General features: G+C 62.1%; 20 protein-coding genes and 1 tRNA gene. 17 read left to right on the top strand and 4 right to left on the bottom strand.

Translation table 11 applies throughout. The annotated features are described in order from the left end of the window. Window position 1: 1 nt before the first annotated feature. Window positions 2-595 (bottom strand): PilZ domain-containing protein, encoded by a 594-nt coding sequence (locus tag IPM06_15755; GenBank protein MBK8771875.1) that lies wholly within the window; start codon window positions 593-595, stop codon window positions 2-4. Window positions 596-743: 148 nt separating this feature from the next. Continuing rightward, on the bottom strand, window positions 744-1,370 hold the full coding sequence (locus IPM06_15750) for a PAS domain-containing protein (protein MBK8771874.1): 627 nt from the start codon (window positions 1,368-1,370) through the stop codon (window positions 744-746). A 151-nt stretch (window positions 1,371-1,521) separates the two neighbouring features. Here IPM06_15750 and IPM06_15745 point away from each other — a divergent pair, with 151 nt between their 5' ends. Next, window positions 1,522-2,214 (top strand): rhomboid family intramembrane serine protease, encoded by a 693-nt coding sequence (locus IPM06_15745; GenBank protein ID MBK8771873.1) that lies wholly within the window; start codon window positions 1,522-1,524, stop codon window positions 2,212-2,214. A 36-nt stretch (window positions 2,215-2,250) separates the two neighbouring features. Next, window positions 2,251-2,685 (top strand): CBS domain-containing protein, encoded by a 435-nt coding sequence (locus IPM06_15740; GenBank protein ID MBK8771872.1) that lies wholly within the window; start codon window positions 2,251-2,253, stop codon window positions 2,683-2,685. Between the two features lie 3 nt (window positions 2,686-2,688). On the opposite strand, the gene hisI is transcribed toward IPM06_15740, so the two are convergent. Both hisI and folE read right to left on the bottom strand, forming a co-directional pair. Then, complete coding sequence (gene hisI, locus IPM06_15735; protein MBK8771871.1) at window positions 2,689-3,063, bottom strand: phosphoribosyl-AMP cyclohydrolase; 375 nt, start codon at window positions 3,061-3,063, stop codon at window positions 2,689-2,691. Window positions 3,064-3,103: 40 nt separating this feature from the next. Next, window positions 3,104-3,712: a GTP cyclohydrolase I FolE gene (gene folE, locus IPM06_15730; protein ID MBK8771870.1), complete on the bottom strand. Its 609-nt coding sequence runs from the start codon at window positions 3,710-3,712 to the stop codon at window positions 3,104-3,106. 171 nt (window positions 3,713-3,883) lie between these two features. Here folE and IPM06_15725 point away from each other — a divergent pair, with 171 nt between their 5' ends. The 15 genes from IPM06_15725 (at window position 3,884) to nuoK (ending at window position 15,211) form a co-directional block, all read left to right on the top strand. Then, window positions 3,884-4,327 (top strand): iron-sulfur cluster assembly scaffold protein, encoded by a 444-nt coding sequence (locus tag IPM06_15725; protein MBK8771869.1) that lies wholly within the window; start codon window positions 3,884-3,886, stop codon window positions 4,325-4,327. Continuing rightward, window positions 4,324-4,794, top strand: a complete 471-nt coding sequence (locus IPM06_15720) for a cupin domain-containing protein (GenBank protein MBK8771868.1) — start codon at window positions 4,324-4,326, stop codon at window positions 4,792-4,794. The genes IPM06_15725 and IPM06_15720 overlap by 4 nt, the downstream gene beginning before the upstream one ends. Before the next feature lie 55 nt (window positions 4,795-4,849). After that, window positions 4,850-4,926 (top strand) — tRNA-Asp (locus IPM06_15715). A gap of 238 nt (window positions 4,927-5,164) precedes the next feature. Further along, complete coding sequence (locus IPM06_15710) at window positions 5,165-5,488, top strand: NADH-quinone oxidoreductase subunit A (GenBank protein ID MBK8771867.1); 324 nt, start codon at window positions 5,165-5,167, stop codon at window positions 5,486-5,488. Next, window positions 5,479-6,003, top strand: a complete 525-nt coding sequence (locus IPM06_15705) for an NADH-quinone oxidoreductase subunit B (GenBank protein MBK8771866.1) — start codon at window positions 5,479-5,481, stop codon at window positions 6,001-6,003. Before IPM06_15710 ends, IPM06_15705 begins: the two co-directional genes overlap by 10 nt. A gap of 1 nt (window position 6,004) precedes the next feature. Continuing rightward, the gene (locus tag IPM06_15700) at window positions 6,005-6,604 is read left to right on the top strand and encodes an NADH-quinone oxidoreductase subunit C (GenBank protein MBK8771865.1); all 600 of its coding nucleotides are present in this window, start codon (window positions 6,005-6,007) and stop codon (window positions 6,602-6,604) included. After that, window positions 6,604-7,794 carry an NADH-quinone oxidoreductase subunit D gene (locus tag IPM06_15695; protein ID MBK8771864.1) on the top strand — a complete coding sequence of 397 codons (1,191 nt, stop codon included), beginning with the start codon at window positions 6,604-6,606 and terminating at the stop codon, window positions 7,792-7,794. Before IPM06_15700 ends, IPM06_15695 begins: the two co-directional genes overlap by 1 nt. Then, window positions 7,791-9,116: an NADH-quinone oxidoreductase subunit NuoE gene (gene nuoE, locus IPM06_15690; GenBank protein MBK8771863.1), complete on the top strand. Its 1,326-nt coding sequence runs from the start codon at window positions 7,791-7,793 to the stop codon at window positions 9,114-9,116. Before IPM06_15695 ends, nuoE begins: the two co-directional genes overlap by 4 nt. Before the next feature lie 3 nt (window positions 9,117-9,119). Then, window positions 9,120-10,424: an NADH-quinone oxidoreductase subunit NuoF gene (gene nuoF, locus IPM06_15685; GenBank protein MBK8771862.1), complete on the top strand. Its 1,305-nt coding sequence runs from the start codon at window positions 9,120-9,122 to the stop codon at window positions 10,422-10,424. 5 nt (window positions 10,425-10,429) lie between these two features. Then, on the top strand, window positions 10,430-12,508 hold the full coding sequence (locus IPM06_15680; GenBank protein ID MBK8771861.1) for an NADH-quinone oxidoreductase subunit G: 2,079 nt from the start codon (window positions 10,430-10,432) through the stop codon (window positions 12,506-12,508). A gap of 4 nt (window positions 12,509-12,512) precedes the next feature. Further along, complete coding sequence (nuoH, locus tag IPM06_15675; protein MBK8771860.1) at window positions 12,513-13,550, top strand: NADH-quinone oxidoreductase subunit NuoH; 1,038 nt, start codon at window positions 12,513-12,515, stop codon at window positions 13,548-13,550. After that, window positions 13,547-13,795, top strand: coding sequence for a hypothetical protein (locus tag IPM06_15670; protein ID MBK8771859.1), 249 nt, complete (start codon window positions 13,547-13,549; stop codon window positions 13,793-13,795). The genes nuoH and IPM06_15670 overlap by 4 nt, the downstream gene beginning before the upstream one ends. A 1-nt stretch (window position 13,796) precedes the next feature. Next, window positions 13,797-14,285, top strand: coding sequence for an NADH-quinone oxidoreductase subunit NuoI (nuoI, locus tag IPM06_15665; protein MBK8771858.1), 489 nt, complete (start codon window positions 13,797-13,799; stop codon window positions 14,283-14,285). Window positions 14,286-14,295: 10 nt separating this feature from the next. Beyond that, window positions 14,296-14,904: an NADH-quinone oxidoreductase subunit J gene (locus IPM06_15660; GenBank protein ID MBK8771857.1), complete on the top strand. Its 609-nt coding sequence runs from the start codon at window positions 14,296-14,298 to the stop codon at window positions 14,902-14,904. Between the two features lies 1 nt (window position 14,905). Continuing rightward, entirely contained in the window at window positions 14,906-15,211 is a 306-nt protein-coding gene (gene nuoK, locus IPM06_15655; protein ID MBK8771856.1) for an NADH-quinone oxidoreductase subunit NuoK, read from the top strand. The last annotated feature ends 5 nt before the right edge of the window (window positions 15,212-15,216 follow it).

Genomic DNA, 15,216 nt, shown 5'->3' with positions numbered 1-15,216 from the left:
CTCAGGCGACCGAACTGGCGATGTCGTTGCGGTCGAGCTGCTTGATGAATTCGATGGCCACGCCCGTATCGAGATAGCGGACGACGCGGCCCTTCATCTTGCCCAGCATGACATAGGTGCCGATCGAGGGCAGCACATCGGTCTTGATGGCAGCACCGGAAATCGAGATGTCGATGACTTCGCAATTGTAGACGCGGCCATCCGGCAGGGTGATGGAGGAGTGCTTGTCCTTGGGCTCGAAGCGTGGATGGCGGCGGGCCTCGACGGCACCGTCGTTCTTCTGCTTCAGCCATTCGATGCGCTGCTGCAGGCGCTCAAGGCGCGAGCCTGTTGCGGCGTAGCGGACCTTGAAGCCGCCGGCGACCTGTTCACCGGCAATGACTTCGACGCGGCCCAGCTCTTCGAGATAGGCCACGATGCTGGAATTGGGCGCCGGCACGGTGGCCGTGATGAAGACAGCGCCATGGGCGGTCACATCAAGGACCTGGCAGGCATGTTCCGTCATGTCAGGCAGCATGAAGCGCCCGAAAATGATGTTGGAGCCGGACTTGTTGGTTATGTGGTCGACGTTCGTTTCGATGGCCAGAGCACTCACGATAGTTACCTCAACTCCTGTTGCCGTCCGCGACTCTTCCCACAGGCGTACCCGTTGCCAGAAGCAGCGGGTCTGTGGACGTTAAGGACGTGACGGTAAAAGGCGGGTTAACGGGTGGCGTGGTGTGCGGGCCGTGATTAACCGAAAGCTAAGCCGACAGGCCGCCGGCGATGACCTTGAAGCGGCGATCCGGCGAGGCTGCGGCCGGACGCCCGGCCATGACGTTCTGGTACTCGGTCCAGACGGAGCGGATGGCCAACAGTTCCCGCCCGGTGATGGCGGTGTGGCAGATGCCGTGGGGCGGGCGGAAGGAAAAATACCCGCCGATCAGCTGGACGCGTTCCGAGCCGCGCATGCGGATCGGAAGGGCGATGAATTCTGCCGCGACCTGCTGGCGGATATCGGTGGAGAGGCGCGTGCGGAACAGGGTGGGCTGGTAGTTGCTGATCGACTGGATGAGGTGCTTGTTGATCACGTCGGCTTCGAAGCTGTCCCAGCCGGCGAGCACGTCGCAGCCCGTGAGGTTGGCCTTGAACAGTTCACACACATTGGTACCGGCGAGACGGAAGCGGAAGCTCTTGCGGATGTGATCCCGTTCCAGAACAAACATGTCCGGCATGTACATGCGGATGTCCGAAAGCGAGAATTCCTCGCGGGTGGGGCAGGGGCGTTCGGCGCGCAGCGCTTCCCAGTAGCAGAAGAGCTTGCGGCTGCCGGGATGAAGAATCTGGCTTCCGGAACTGTCGTTTCCGGTGAATTCGGCGATACCCATCATGGCGGCTCCTGCAATCGTTAATGCAGGAGAGACAAAGCCTTGTCCCAATCCTGCACGAATTGGTGTAGAAGCTGCATCCACCGTGCCAGATACAGTCCAAAATCGCGAAACTCCCCGCAATCCACAGGCGGATGCAACCCCGGTTCCTCCCATGTTCAACGCGCCGATTCTGGTGCTTGTGCTGGCGGGGCTTCTCATCGCCATTTACGCGGCCATCGCCTGGGAGGGCGAAGACGTTCAGATCTGGACGCTCTATGCCTTCTCGTTCATTCCGCAGCGTCTGGCGGGCGAAGGCGTGGCGACGCCGCAAGGGGCGCAGGTGTGGAGCTTCCTCACCTATGCCTTCCTCCATGGGAGCTGGATGCATGTGCTGGCGAACTCCGTGTGGCTGGTGGTGTTTGCAACGCCCGTGGTGCGGGTTCTCGGCAATGTGCGGAGCCTGGTGCTGATGGCCGTTGCCGCAATTGCTGGTGCCACCGCCATGCTGGCTCTGCACTGGGGTCAGTTCATCATCATGGTCGGTGCCTCGGCGGCGGTTTCCGGCGTCATGGCGGCTGCAATGCCCATCATGTACGCGCCGGGATTTTCGCGGGTGGCGAATGGTGGCCCCCCAGTGGCGCCGCTCACTTTCCAGGCCCTGTTGCACAGCCGCAATGCGCTGATCTTCGCGGCGCTGTTCTTTGTCCTGCAACTTGTCACTGGCGCCAGCGAAGCGACAACGGGAACGGCATTGCTGGATGAGGGCGTGGTTGCCTGGGAAGCCCATCTCGGCGGCTTCGTTGCAGGCCTCGTGATGTTTTACCTGCTGCTGCGCAAGGACGCTTCACAAGCCGCGCAGATGTGATAGCCTCAAGCTGTTGTCAGCGCAGGGAGGTGACGCATGACTGTCTCCCACATTCTCAAGGCCAAGGGGCGTGACGTGATCACGGCCGCCGCGACTGCCAAGGTTTCCGATATCGCCCGTACGCTCTCCGAGAAGCGCATCGGTGCCGTCGTGATCACCGGAGCCGGCGGAAAGATCGAGGGAATTGTGTCCGAGCGTGACGTGGTGCGCCATATCGGCCGCGACGGCGCCAAGGCGCTGGACCTCGAAGTCTCCGCCATCATGACGCGCAACGTGCGCACGGCGCGCGAGAACGACAGCGAATCAGAATTGATGGCGCTGATGACGGAACATCGCATCCGCCATCTTCCTGTCGTGCATGAGGGCAAGCTCTCAGGCATGGTCTCGATCGGCGACGTGGTGAAGAACCGCATCGAAGCGATCGAACGCGAGGCCGAGGACATGAAGGCCTATATCGCGACGGCGGGATGAGGCTCAGACTGGCGTGAATGCCAGTTGCCCGTCTTTTTCCACGGTGCGGTAGAAACAACTGCGGCGGCCCGTGTGGCAGGCGTTGCCTTTGCCCTGCGGGGTGACGCGGATGAGCAGGCAGTCCTGGTCGCAATCGATACGCAGGTTGACCACCTTGAAGGTCTCGCCCGAGGTTTCGCCCTTCAGCCAAAGTTTCTTGCGCGAGCGGCTCCAGAAATGGATGAGACCTGTCTTGCGGGTGAGGTCCAGCGCGTCAGCGTTCATGTGGGCGAACATCAGCACGGTGCCATCCGTGGCATCCTGCACGATGGCGCCGATGAGGCCGTGATCATCGAATTTGGGCGTAAAAGCAGTGGTTTCGTCGAGGGCGTGGGACATGGAACCCTTCTCCCACCATTGGCAGGAGAAGGCAATCGGCTCAGCCCTTTACCTGCTGCATGAAGCGGGCTTGCAGGACGGGGTTTGACTTGAACTCGCCCGCGAACTGCGTGGTGACGGTGGTCACATCAGGCTTGCCGACGCCGCGTGACGACATGCAGGTGTGCACGGCCTCAATCATGACGGCGACACCGCGGGCGGCGAGGTGTTCATGCACGGCCTTGGTGATCTGGGCCGTCATGGTTTCCTGCGTCTGCAGGCGGCGGGCATAGACTTCCACCACGCGGGCGAGCTTGGAAATACCCACGACGCCACCGTTGGGCAGGTAGGCGATATGCACATGGCCGTGGAAGGGCGCGATGTGGTGTTCGCAGTGGGACGTGAAGGGAATGCCGCGCAGCATGACCATGTCGTCGTAACCGGCCACGTCCTCGAAGACGCGGTTGAGGATGTCTGCCGGGTCTTGCTCATAGCCCGAGAAATACTCGCGATAGGCCTTGGCGACGCGGCGTGGCGTATCCTGCAGGCCTTCACGGTTGGGATTGTCGCCGGCCCAGGCAAGGAGCGTGCGAACAGCGGCTTCCGCCTCCTCCTGGGTGGGGCGGGTGACGGGCTTGGCGATGGGCTTCTGGAGAACCTTGACGTCCATGGTGCGGGAATTCCTTGCGTGTATTGTTTCCGGAATATCCACACTACGGCTTCGCGCCGCCCGTGGATCAGGGGGGCCTGTTTCAGAAAGCATTCTCGCTTCCCATATCATGGTCTAAGGTGACGGTTTAAGGACCATGAGGGCAGGCTGCCCGCGTGGGGTGATATGCGCATGATCAATGACGTTTACAACAAAAAGATTCTGGGATTGGCGGCTGATATTCCACTGCTGCGGCGCCTGCCGGACGCAGACGCAACCGCCGTTGCACACTCCAAATTGTGTGGTTCCAAGGTGACGGTGGACCTGAAGATGCAGGACGGGGTCGTTACCGATTTCGGCCATGACGTGAAGGCGTGCGCGCTGGGGCAGGCGTCTTCGTCCATCATGGCGCGGCATGTGGTGGGATCGCGTGCGGATGATCTCAAGGCCTTGCGCGACACCATGCACAAGATGCTGAAAGAGGAGGGGCCTCCGCCCACCGGGCGCTGGGCAGATTGCGAAGCGCTGCTGCCGGTGCGCGACTTCAAGGCGCGCCATGCCTCCACGCTGCTGACGTTTGATGCGGTTGTGGATGCCGTGAACCAGATCGAGGCGAAGGAAAAGGAGCCTGCATGACGAAAACGCCATCCACCGCCGTCGCCATGTCGGGGGAACCGCGGCGGGGGTCGCGTTATCCGGCGCCGCACAATGCGCCGTGCATCGGACGGGCCAAGTATGTGCTGGGGGACCAGTTCGGCCTGGACCAGTTTGGCGTGAACCTGGCGGTGATCGAGCCTGGCTCATGGTCGGCGCAACGGCACTGGCACGAGCAGGAAGACGAGTTCGTCTACGTGCTGGAAGGGGAACTGGTTCTGGTGGATGATTCCGGCGAACACGTGCTCACGCCCGGCATGTGCGCGGGCTTCAAGGCCGGAAACGGCAACGGTCATTGCCTGCAGAACCGCACGTCGAAACGGGCGCTGTATCTTGAGGTGGGATCGCGGAAAGAGGGTGAAATCGCCCACTACAGCGACATCGACATGAAGGCCCTGCCGGACGGCGGAAAATACAAGTTCGTCAAAAAGGACGGTTCATCGTTCTAATTTTCGGAACCCGCTTGACAGGGTGGGGATGCCCCTCTATTCGGCGCCCACCCAAGCGGGTGTAGCTCAGTTGGTTAGAGCGTCGGCCTGTCACGCCGAAGGTCGCGGGTTCGAGCCCCGTCACTCGCGCCATTTACTGGTTGCAATCAAGAGGCTGCCTTCGGGCAGCCTTTTGCTTTTCCGGACCGTGCAGGACGGGCGCAGGGTTCTGATACAGTTGCATTTTGCCGCGCACAAAACGGCCATAAAACCTTGCAGGCACCTGTGCGCTGCGCTACCAACGCGGCAGATTGGGGGCGAGTCCAACGACCCCCGGTGCCGAGGGGTCATGCCGGAACTTCTGCAATCTTATCTGCCCATTGCGATCTTCATGGGAATCGCAACATTCATCGCGCTGGCGCTGATGATCGCGCCCATGCTGATTGCCTATCGCAAGCCCGATCCCGAGAAACTCTCGGCCTATGAATGCGGGTTCAATGCCTTCGACGATGCGCGCATGAAGTTCGACGTGCGCTTCTATCTCGTCTCCATCCTCTTCATCATCTTCGACCTGGAAGTGGCCTTCCTGTTCCCGTGGGCGGTGAGCCTCGGCAAGATCGGCGTGTTCGGCTTCTGGTCGATGATGATCTTCCTCGCCGTGCTGACCATCGGCTTCATCTATGAATGGCGGAAAGGTGCGCTCGAATGGGATTGATCGAAACCGCAACACCCGAGCAGCGTGAGTATTTTACCGAGATCAACGCGGAGCTCGCCGACAAGGGGTTCCTCGTCACGACGTCGGATGACCTGATCAACTGGGCCCGCACGGGTTCACTGATGTGGATGACCTTCGGCCTCGCCTGCTGCGCGGTTGAAATGATGCACACCTCCATGCCGCGTTATGACGTGGAACGCTTCGGCTTCGCGCCGCGCGCATCGCCCCGCCAGTCGGACGTGATGATCGTCGCCGGCACGCTGACCAACAAGATGGCCCCGGCGCTGCGCAAGGTCTACGACCAGATGCCGGAGCCGCGCTATGTGATCTCCATGGGTTCCTGTGCCAATGGTGGCGGCTACTATCACTATTCGTATTCGGTGGTGCGCGGCTGCGACCGCATCGTGCCGGTCGATATCTACATTCCGGGCTGCCCGCCCACGGCCGAGGCGCTGCTCTACGGCGTGCTGATGCTGCAGAAGAAGATCCGCCGCACCGGAACGATCGAGCGCTGACATGTCTGAAAAACTCTCCGCCCTCTCAGATCATGCCAAGGCCCGGTTGGGCGATGCCCTCGTCTCCGGCACCATCGCCTATGGCGAGTTGACGCTCATTGCCGAGCGGAGCCGCATTCTCGATGTGCTGACCTTCCTTCGCGACGATGCGGAGTGCCTCTTCGTGAGTTTCATCGACATCACGGCGGCGGATTATCCTGAGCGCGAGAAGCGCTTCGACGTCGTCTATCACCTGCTCAGCCCCTACAAGAACCTGCGCGTACGGGTGAAGGTGGAAGCAGGCGAGGCCGACGACGTGCCGTCGGCAGTTTCGATTTTCCCGGGTGCCAACTGGTTCGAGCGCGAGGCCTACGACATGTACGGCATTGTGTTCGCGGGCCACCCGGATTTGCGCCGCATGCTCACCGACTACGGGTTTCAGGGTCATCCGCTGCGAAAGGATTTCCCGACCACAGGCTATGTCGAGGTGCGTTACGACGACGAACAGAAGCGCGTTGTCTACGAGCCCGTGAAGCTGGTGCAGGAGTTCCGGCAGTTTGACTATCTCTCGCCCTGGGAAGGCACGACCTATGTGCTGCCGGGCGATGAAAAGGCGAAGTGATGAGCGAAGTTTCCACCCGCAGTTTCTCGATCAACTTCGGCCCGCAGCATCCCGCGGCGCACGGCGTGTTGCGCATGGTGCTGGACCTTGATGGCGAGGTGGTCACCCGCGTTGATCCGCATATCGGCCTCTTGCATCGCGGCACGGAAAAGCTGATCGAGCAGAAGACGTATTTGCAGGCGGTGCCGTATTTCGACCGGCTGGATTATTGCGCACCGATGAACCAGGAGCATGCCTTCGCCTTGGCGACGGAGAAATTGCTTGGTATTTCAGTGCCCAAGCGGGGGCAGTTGATCCGGGTTCTTTACTCCGAAATCGGCCGGTTGCTGTCACATCTCCTCAACGTCACCACGCAGGCCATGGACGTCGGCGCCCTCACGCCGCCGTTGTGGGGCTTTGAAGAGCGCGAAAAGCTGATGGTGTTCTATGAGCGCGCGAGCGGCAGCCGCATGCATGCGGCCTATGTGCGCCCCGGCGGCGTGCACCAGGACCTGCCGCAGAAGCTGATCGACGACATCGGCCATTTCTGTGACACGCATCCCAAGGTGCTGGACGATATCGAAAGCCTGCTGACAGGCAACCGCATCTTCAAACAGCGCAACGTCGACATCGGCGTTGTCTCGCTGGAGGAAGCCTTCGCCTGGGGCTTCTCTGGCGTGATGGTGCGCGGCAGCGGTGCCGCCTGGGACCTGCGCAAGTCGCAGCCCTACGAGTGCTATTCGGAACTCGATTTCGACATTCCCATTGGCAAGAACGGCGACAACTTCGACCGTTACCTGATCCGCGTGCAGGAAATGCGCGAGTCGGTGAAGATCATGAAGCAGTGCGTGAACAAGCTGTCGTCCGCCGAGGGGCAGGGCGCGGTGTCATCCACGGACGGCAAGGTGGTGCCACCCAAGCGTGGCGAGATGAAGCGTTCGATGGAAGCGCTGATCCATCACTTCAAGCTCTACACCGAAGGCTACAAGGTTCCGGCAGGCGAAGTCTATGCCGCCGTCGAAGCGCCCAAGGGCGAGTTCGGCGTCTATCTGGTGAGCGACGGCACGAACAAGCCGTACCGCTGCCGTTTGCGCGCCCCGGGCTTTGCCCATTTGCAGGCCATGGACCATCTTTGCCGGGGGCACATGCTCGCCGACATTTCCGCCGTACTTGGCTCCCTTGATATTGTTTTTGGTGAGGTGGACCGGTGAGCGTCCGTCGTCTCGATCCCATTCAACCCGACAGCTTTGCGTTCTCGCCGGACAATCTGGCCTGGGCGAAGCAGACCATTTCCAAATACCCCGCAGGCAAACAGGCCTCCGCCGTGATCCCGTTGTTGTGGCGGGCACAGGAGCAGGAAGGCTGGACCACGCGCGCGGCCATCGAATACGTGGCCGACATGCTGGGCATGGCCTATATCCGCGTGCTGGAGGTGGCGACCTTCTACACGATGTTCCAGCTTTCTCCCGTCGGACGGCGCGCCCATGTGCAGGTGTGCGGCACGATTGCCTGCCAGTTGCGCGGTGCGGAAGAGCTCATCAAGGTCTGCAAGAACAAGATCCATTCCGAGCCGCATCACGTCACGGCGGACGGCAATCTGTCGTGGGAAGAGGTGGAATGCCTCGGCTCCTGCGTGAATGCACCGATGGTGCAGGTGTTCAAGGACACCTACGAAGACCTGACGCCGGATTCTCTTGCGCAGCTGATCGACGACCTGTCGGCAGGCAAGAAGGTGAAATCGGGCACGCAGATCGACCGGCAGCATTCGGCGCCTGAAGGTGGTGCGATCGCGCTGACCGACACGGCGCTCTACAAGGGGCAACGCACGTTCAAGCGCGTGGAAGCTCCACCGCCTCCGCCTCCGGCAGCGCCACCGCCTGCCGCCGCTCCGGCTGCACCTGCGGCTCCGGCTGCACCTGCACCTGCGGCGGTTGCTCCTGCCTCCGTGACGCCCGTTGCTGCTCCGGCACCGCAGACGAAGATTCCCATGCCGGCGCCTGCCGAGGCCAAGCCGCTCAAGGAAGACATCCGTCCCGTGACGCTTGCCGCCAAGGTGACGGAAGCGCAGCGCGAGGAAACCGTGCAGCGCGAGATCAAGTCCGCCGCCCCTGGCACGGTGACGACGGAAAAGGCCCAGGCCGAAACGGGCATCGTTCGCACCACCAACGACAAAGTGGTGAAGGCGGCGACCAGGGCTCCGAAGGACGAGCAGCCCGCCAGGGGCGTGATCAAGTCCGCCGCCAAGGACATCGAAGGCCGCCCCGAGTTGCTCTCAAAGGCGCGTGGCAAGGCGGACGATCTCAAGATCATCTGGGGCGTTGGCCCGGCACTGGAAAAGCTGCTCAACAAGATGGGCATCTGGCATTTCGAGCAGATCGCCTCGTGGTCGGCCAAGGAGCTGGCCTGGGTGGACGAACGCCTGGAAGGTTTCAAGGGCCGCGCCAAGCGCGACGAATGGATCAAGCAAGCCAAGAAGCTGGCGAAGGGCTGGCGGCCGGATTCGGCTGTCGGCGAGAAGCCGGGGAAGAAGTAAGCCATGCTCGCTGACAAGGACCGCATCTTCACGAACCTCTACGGCCTCCATGACTGGGGCCTGGAAGGGGCCAAGCAGCGCGGCTGCTGGGTGGACACCAAGTCGTTCATCGACAAGGGCCGCGACTGGATCGTCAACGAGGTGAAGGCGAGCGGCCTGCGTGGCCGTGGCGGCGCCGGCTTCCCCACGGGCCTCAAATGGTCGTTCATGCCGAAGGTGGTGGGCGAGCGCCCGCACTACCTTGTGGTCAACGCCGATGAATCCGAGCCCGGCACCTGCAAGGACCGCGAGATCATGCGCCATGATCCGCATCTCCTCGTGGAAGGATGCCTGCTGGCCGGCATGGCGATGGCCTGCAACACGGCCTACATCTATGTGCGCGGCGAATACATCCGCGAGCGCGAGCGCCTGCAGGCGGCGGTGGACCAGGCCTATGAAGCCCGCCTGATCGGCAAGAACAACATCCATGGCTGGGACATGGACATCGTGGTGCATCACGGTGCGGGCGCCTATATCTGCGGCGAAGAAACGGCGATGCTCGAAAGCCTGGAAGGCAAGAAGGGCCAGCCGCGCATGAAGCCGCCGTTCCCGGCAAACGTCGGACTTTACGGCGCGCCGACGACGGTGAACAACGTCGAGTCGATTGCCGTTGCGGGCACGATCCTGCGGCGCGGCGCGACGTGGTTCAATTCCATCGGAAATCCGAACAACGTGGGCACCAAGCTGTTCTGCATCTCGGGGCATGTGAACAAGCCTTGCAACGTGGAAGAGGCCATGGGCATTCCCTTCCGCGAACTGATCGACAAGTATTGCGGCGGTGTGCGCGGCGGCTGGGACAATCTCCTTGCCGTCATCCCCGGTGGCTCTTCGGTGCGCATGGTGCCGGCGGCGCAGATCATCGACACGCCGATGGATTTTGACTCGCTGATGAAGCTGAAGTCGGGCCTCGGCACGGCGGCGGTGATCGTCATGGACAAGTCCACCGACCTCATCCGCACGATTGCGCGGCTCTCCTATTTCTACAAGCACGAGTCCTGCGGGCAGTGCACGCCCTGCCGCGAAGGCACGGGCTGGATGTGGCGCGTCCTCACCCGCATGAGCGAAGGCCGCGCCGAAAAGCGCGAGATCGACATGCTGTTCGACGTGACCAAGCAGATCGAAGGTCACACCATCTGCGCGCTCGGCGATGCCGCGGCGTGGCCGGTGCAGGGCCTGATCAATCATTTCCGCCCGGTCATCGAACAGCGGCTGGAAGCCTATACCTACCGATCCGACAAGGATGGCGCGGTGCGCCATGCTGCAGAGTAAGACAGATGCCAAAGATCAAGATTGACGGCGTAGAAGGCGATTTCGAGAACGGCACCACGCTGCTGCAGGCCTGTGAGCAGCTGGGCAAGGAAGTGCCGCGCTTCTGCTATCACGAGCGCCTCTCGGTGGCGGGCAACTGCCGCATGTGCCTTGTGGAAGTGAAGGGCGGTCCGCCCAAGCCGCAGGCCTCCTGTGCCATGTCGGTGAATGACCTGCGCCCCGGCCCCAATGGCGAGCCGCCGGAAGTGTTCACCAACACGCCGATGGTGAAGAAGGCCCGCGAGGGCGTGATGGAATTCCTGCTCATCAACCACCCGCTGGATTGCCCCATCTGCGACCAGGGCGGCGAGTGCGACCTGCAGGACCAGGCCGTGGCCTATGGCATTTCCAAGAACCGCTTCGTGGAAAACAAGCGCGCAGTGGAAGACAAGGACTTCGGCCCGCTGGTAAAGACTCAGATGAACCGCTGCATCCAGTGCACGCGCTGTGTGCGCTTCACCACGGAAGTGGCCGGCATCAATGACATGGGTCTCATCGGCCGCGGCGAAGACGTGGAAATCACCACCTATCTCGACCAGATCATCACATCGGAACTGCAGGGCAATATCATCGACCTGTGCCCGGTCGGCGCGTTGACGTCGAAACCCTATGAATTCAAGGCGCGTCCGTGGGAGTTGCGCAAGACCGAAACCATCGACGTGATGGATGCGGTCGGCTCCAACATCCGCGTGGATGTGCGCGGGCGCGAAGTGATGCGCATCCTGCCGCGCACCCATGAAGACGTGAACGAGGAATGGATTTCCGACAAGACGCGCTTCGTGTGGGACGGCCTGAAGACGCAGCGCCTGGACCAACCTTATGTGCGCGAGATGGGCAAGTTGCGCCCGGCCTCGTGGACGGAAGCCCTGGCGCGCGTGGCGCAGAAGATGAAAGCCGCAGGGCCTGCCCGGACGGGTATTCTGCTGGGCGATCTCGTGTCGGCGGAAGAGGCGTTCTCGCTCAAGGAACTGGCGATGAAGCTCGGTGTTGCCAACATCGATTGCCGCCAGGACGGTTCGCCGCTGGGCGAGCATGGGGGGCGCGCCGGCTACCTGTTCAACTCGACCATCGCCGGCATTGAAGAGGCCGACGCCATTCTTCTCATCGGCTGCAACCCGCGCCTTGAGGCGCCGGTGCTCAATGCCCGCATCCGCAAGCGCGCGGGGCGTGGCGGCTGCATCATCGGCGTGATCGGCGAACAGGCTGATCTCACCTACAAGTATCACTACATGGGTGCCGGACCCGAGACGCTGGCGACGCTCGCCGATCATCCCATGGCGAAGGCGCAGAAGCCGATGTTCATCATCGGGCAGGGCGCATTGGCGCGGGCCGATGGTGCTGCCGTGCTTGCACTGGCTGCCAAGGCCGCTGCCGCCATTGGCGTCGTTCGCGGCGACTGGAACGGCTTCAACGTTCTGCACACGGCGGCAGGCCGCGTGGGCGCGCTTGATGTGTGCGCGCTGCCGGGTGAGGGCGGACTTTCCGCCCGCAAGATGATCGCCGGGGCGGGCAAGGGCGACCTCGATGTGATGTTCCTGGCCGGGGCTGACGAATTCGACATGAACGGCCTTGGCTCGGCCTTTGTCGTCTACCTTGGCACGCACGGCGATGCCGGCGCACACCGCGCCGACGTGATTTTGCCGGGCGCCGCCTACACCGAAAAGACAGCAACCTACGTCAACACCGAGGGGCGGCCGCAGCTTGCCTTGCGCGCGGCTTTCCCGCCCGGGGATGCCCGTGAGGACTGGGCCATCATCAAGGCGCTGTCGGATGAACTGGGCGCCAGCCTGCCGTGGGTGACGATCGGTGCACTGCGCGCGGCCATGTACAAGATCGCGCCGCAACTGGCTTCCATCAACACGGTTGCGAAGGCGGACGCCGACGCGCTCTCCGAACTTTCCGCAGGGGAGGGGGCGACCGACAGGAGCGGCTTTGCCTCGTCTGTCACCGACTTCTATCTCACCAATCCGATTGCCCGCGCCTCTCGCATCATGGGCGACTGTTCGGCCCTGAAATCGGGCCGCAGGCTGCAGGCGGCGGAGTAAGACCATGACCGAGATCGTCATCCTCCTTGCCATCATCGCGCTGCAAAGTGTCGCCCTTCTGGTGGGCCTGCTCATTGCCGTGTCGTTCCTCATCTACTTCGACCGCAAGGTGTGGGCTGCCGTGCAGATGCGCCGCGGCCCCAACGTGGTGGGCCCGTGGGGCGTGCTGCAATCCTTCGCCGACCTTCTGAAATTCGTGTTCAAGGAAGCCATCATTCCCGACGGCGCGAACAAGGGTGTTTATCTGATCGCGCCTATCGTGACGTCGGTGCTGGCGCTGGCGGCCTGGGCGGTGATCCCGCTCAACGAAGGCTGGGCAGTGGCCGATATCAACGTGGGCGTGCTCTACCTCTTCGCGCTGTCCTCGCTTGGCGTCTATGGCGTGATCATGGGCGGCTGGGCCTCCAACTCGAAATATCCGTTCCTCGCCGCGCTCCGCTCCGCCGCGCAGATGGTGTCGTATGAAGTGTCAATCGGCTTCGTCATCGTCACGGTGCTGCTGTGCGCGGGATCGCTCAATCTCTCCGAGATCGTGCTGTCGCAGAAGACCGGCCTCGGCACGATGCTTGGCCTGCCGAACTCGTTCCTCGACTGGTACTGGCTGCCGCTCTTCCCGATGTTCGTGATCTTCTTCATCTCGGCGCTGGCGGAAACGAACCGCCCGCCCTTCGATCTCGTGGAAGCGGAATCGGAGCTCGTTGCCGGACACATGGTGGAATATTCCTCGACGCCGTACCTGCTGTTCATGCTGGGTGAATACGTGGCGATCACGCTGATGTGCGCCATGACGGCGATCCTTTTCCTCGGGGGATGGCTGCCGATCATCGACGTGGCCGTGCTGAACTGGGTGCCGGGCATCGTCTGGTTCCTGATCAAGCTGGTGTTCGTGTTCTTCATGTTCGCCATGGTGAAGGCGATCGTGCCGCGCTATCGCTATGACCAGTTGATGCGCCTCGGCTGGAAGGTGTTCCTGCCGATCTCGCTCGCCTGGGTGGCGATCACAGCAGGCGTTCTGGTGATGATGGGGTGGCTGCCATCATGACGCTTTCCCTTCCCGGTATTGCCTTTGCCATCCTGTTCCTGGGCCTCGGGCTTGCGGAACTCTATGTATTCATGCGCGCCGTCTATCCCGTGCTGAGCCTTCGCCACGAGACGGCAAAGGTGACGTACAGCCATGGCCGCAGCCCGGCCCTCATCACCACTCTCATCCGTCTGCAATGCCTCGTCGCCATGCCGCTTTTCGGCTACGCCGTGGGCGTGCAGTTCTTCACTCCGGGAGCCCACTGACATGCGCCTGGCCGCTGCCGCCCGCTCGCTGTTCCTCAAGGAATTCGCCTCCGCCACCTGGCTTGCCCTCAAGTACATGGTGTCACCCAAGGCGACGCTGAACTATCCGCACGAAAAGGGCATCCTCAGCCCTCGCTTCCGTGGCGAACATGCGTTGCGCCGCTATCCGAATGGCGAAGAACGCTGCATTGCCTGCAAGCTGTGCGAGGCGATCTGCCCGGCGCAGGCCATCACCATCGAGGCAGGCCCGCGCCGCAACGACGGTACGCGCCGCACGACGCGCTATGACATCGACATGGTGAAGTGCATCTACTGCGGCTTCTGCCAGGAAGCCTGCCCGGTGGACGCCATCGTGGAAGGACCGAACTTCGAATTTTCGACGGAGACCCGTGAGGAGCTGCTGTTCAACAAGCAGAAGCTGCTCGACAACGGCGACCGCTGGGAACGCGAGATTGCCCGCAACATCTCGCTCGACGCGCCATACCGCTGAGGATTGACCCATGGCCGCAACGCTTTTCTTCTATCTCTTCGCCGCCCTCGCGGTTGCTTCCGCCGTGATGGTGATCACGGCGCGGAACCCGGTGCATTCCGTGCTGTTCCTCATCCTGTGTTTCTTCAATGCCGCGGGACTGTTCATCCTGATGGGGGCCGAGTTCCTGGCGATGATTCTCGTGGTCGTCTACGTGGGCGCTGTCGCCGTGCTGTTCCTCTTCGTCGTCATGATGCTCGACGTGGACTTCGTGAAGTTGCGTGAAGGCATGGCAAGTTACCTGCCTGTGGGCGCGGTGATCGGGCTCATCGTGCTTGTTGAACTGGCGCTGCTGTTCGGCACCTGGACCATTGCTCCGGAAGCGCTGAAGAGCGCGGCGGCACCGGCACCCGCCGGTGGCATTTCCAACACCGCGGCACTGGGTGAAATCCTCTACACGAAATACGTCTACTGGTTCCAGGCTTCGGGCCTTGTGCTGCTCGTTGCCATGGTGGGCGCCATCGTGCTGACGCTCCGCCACAAGGAAGGCGTGAAGCGCCAGAGCATTGCCGCGCAGGTGGCGCGCACGCCGGCCACCGCCGTTGAAATCCGCAAAGTCGAACCGGGGCAGGGACTGTAAGATGATCGGCCTTTCACATTATCTCACGGTTGCCGCGATCATCTTCACGATCGGCATCTTCGGCATCTTCCTCAACCGGAAGAACGTCATCATCATCATGATGTCGGTGGAACTCATCCTGCTGGCGGTGAACATCAATCTGGTGGCATTCTCGACCGCGCTCAATGACCTGGTGGGCCAGGTCTTCGCGCTGCTGGTGCTGACAGTCGCTGCCGCCGAGGCCGCCATCGGCCTTGCCATCCTTGTCACCTACTATCGCAACCGCGGCACCATCGCGGTTGACGACATCACACTCATGAAGGGCTGACGAGT

This window comes from Hyphomicrobiales bacterium (genome assembly GCA_016710435.1).
Lineage (GTDB): Bacteria > Pseudomonadota > Alphaproteobacteria > Rhizobiales > Aestuariivirgaceae > Aestuariivirga.
The sequence above is the reverse complement of the archived record's forward strand: the minus strand, read 5'-3'. Positions and strand labels throughout refer to the sequence as shown.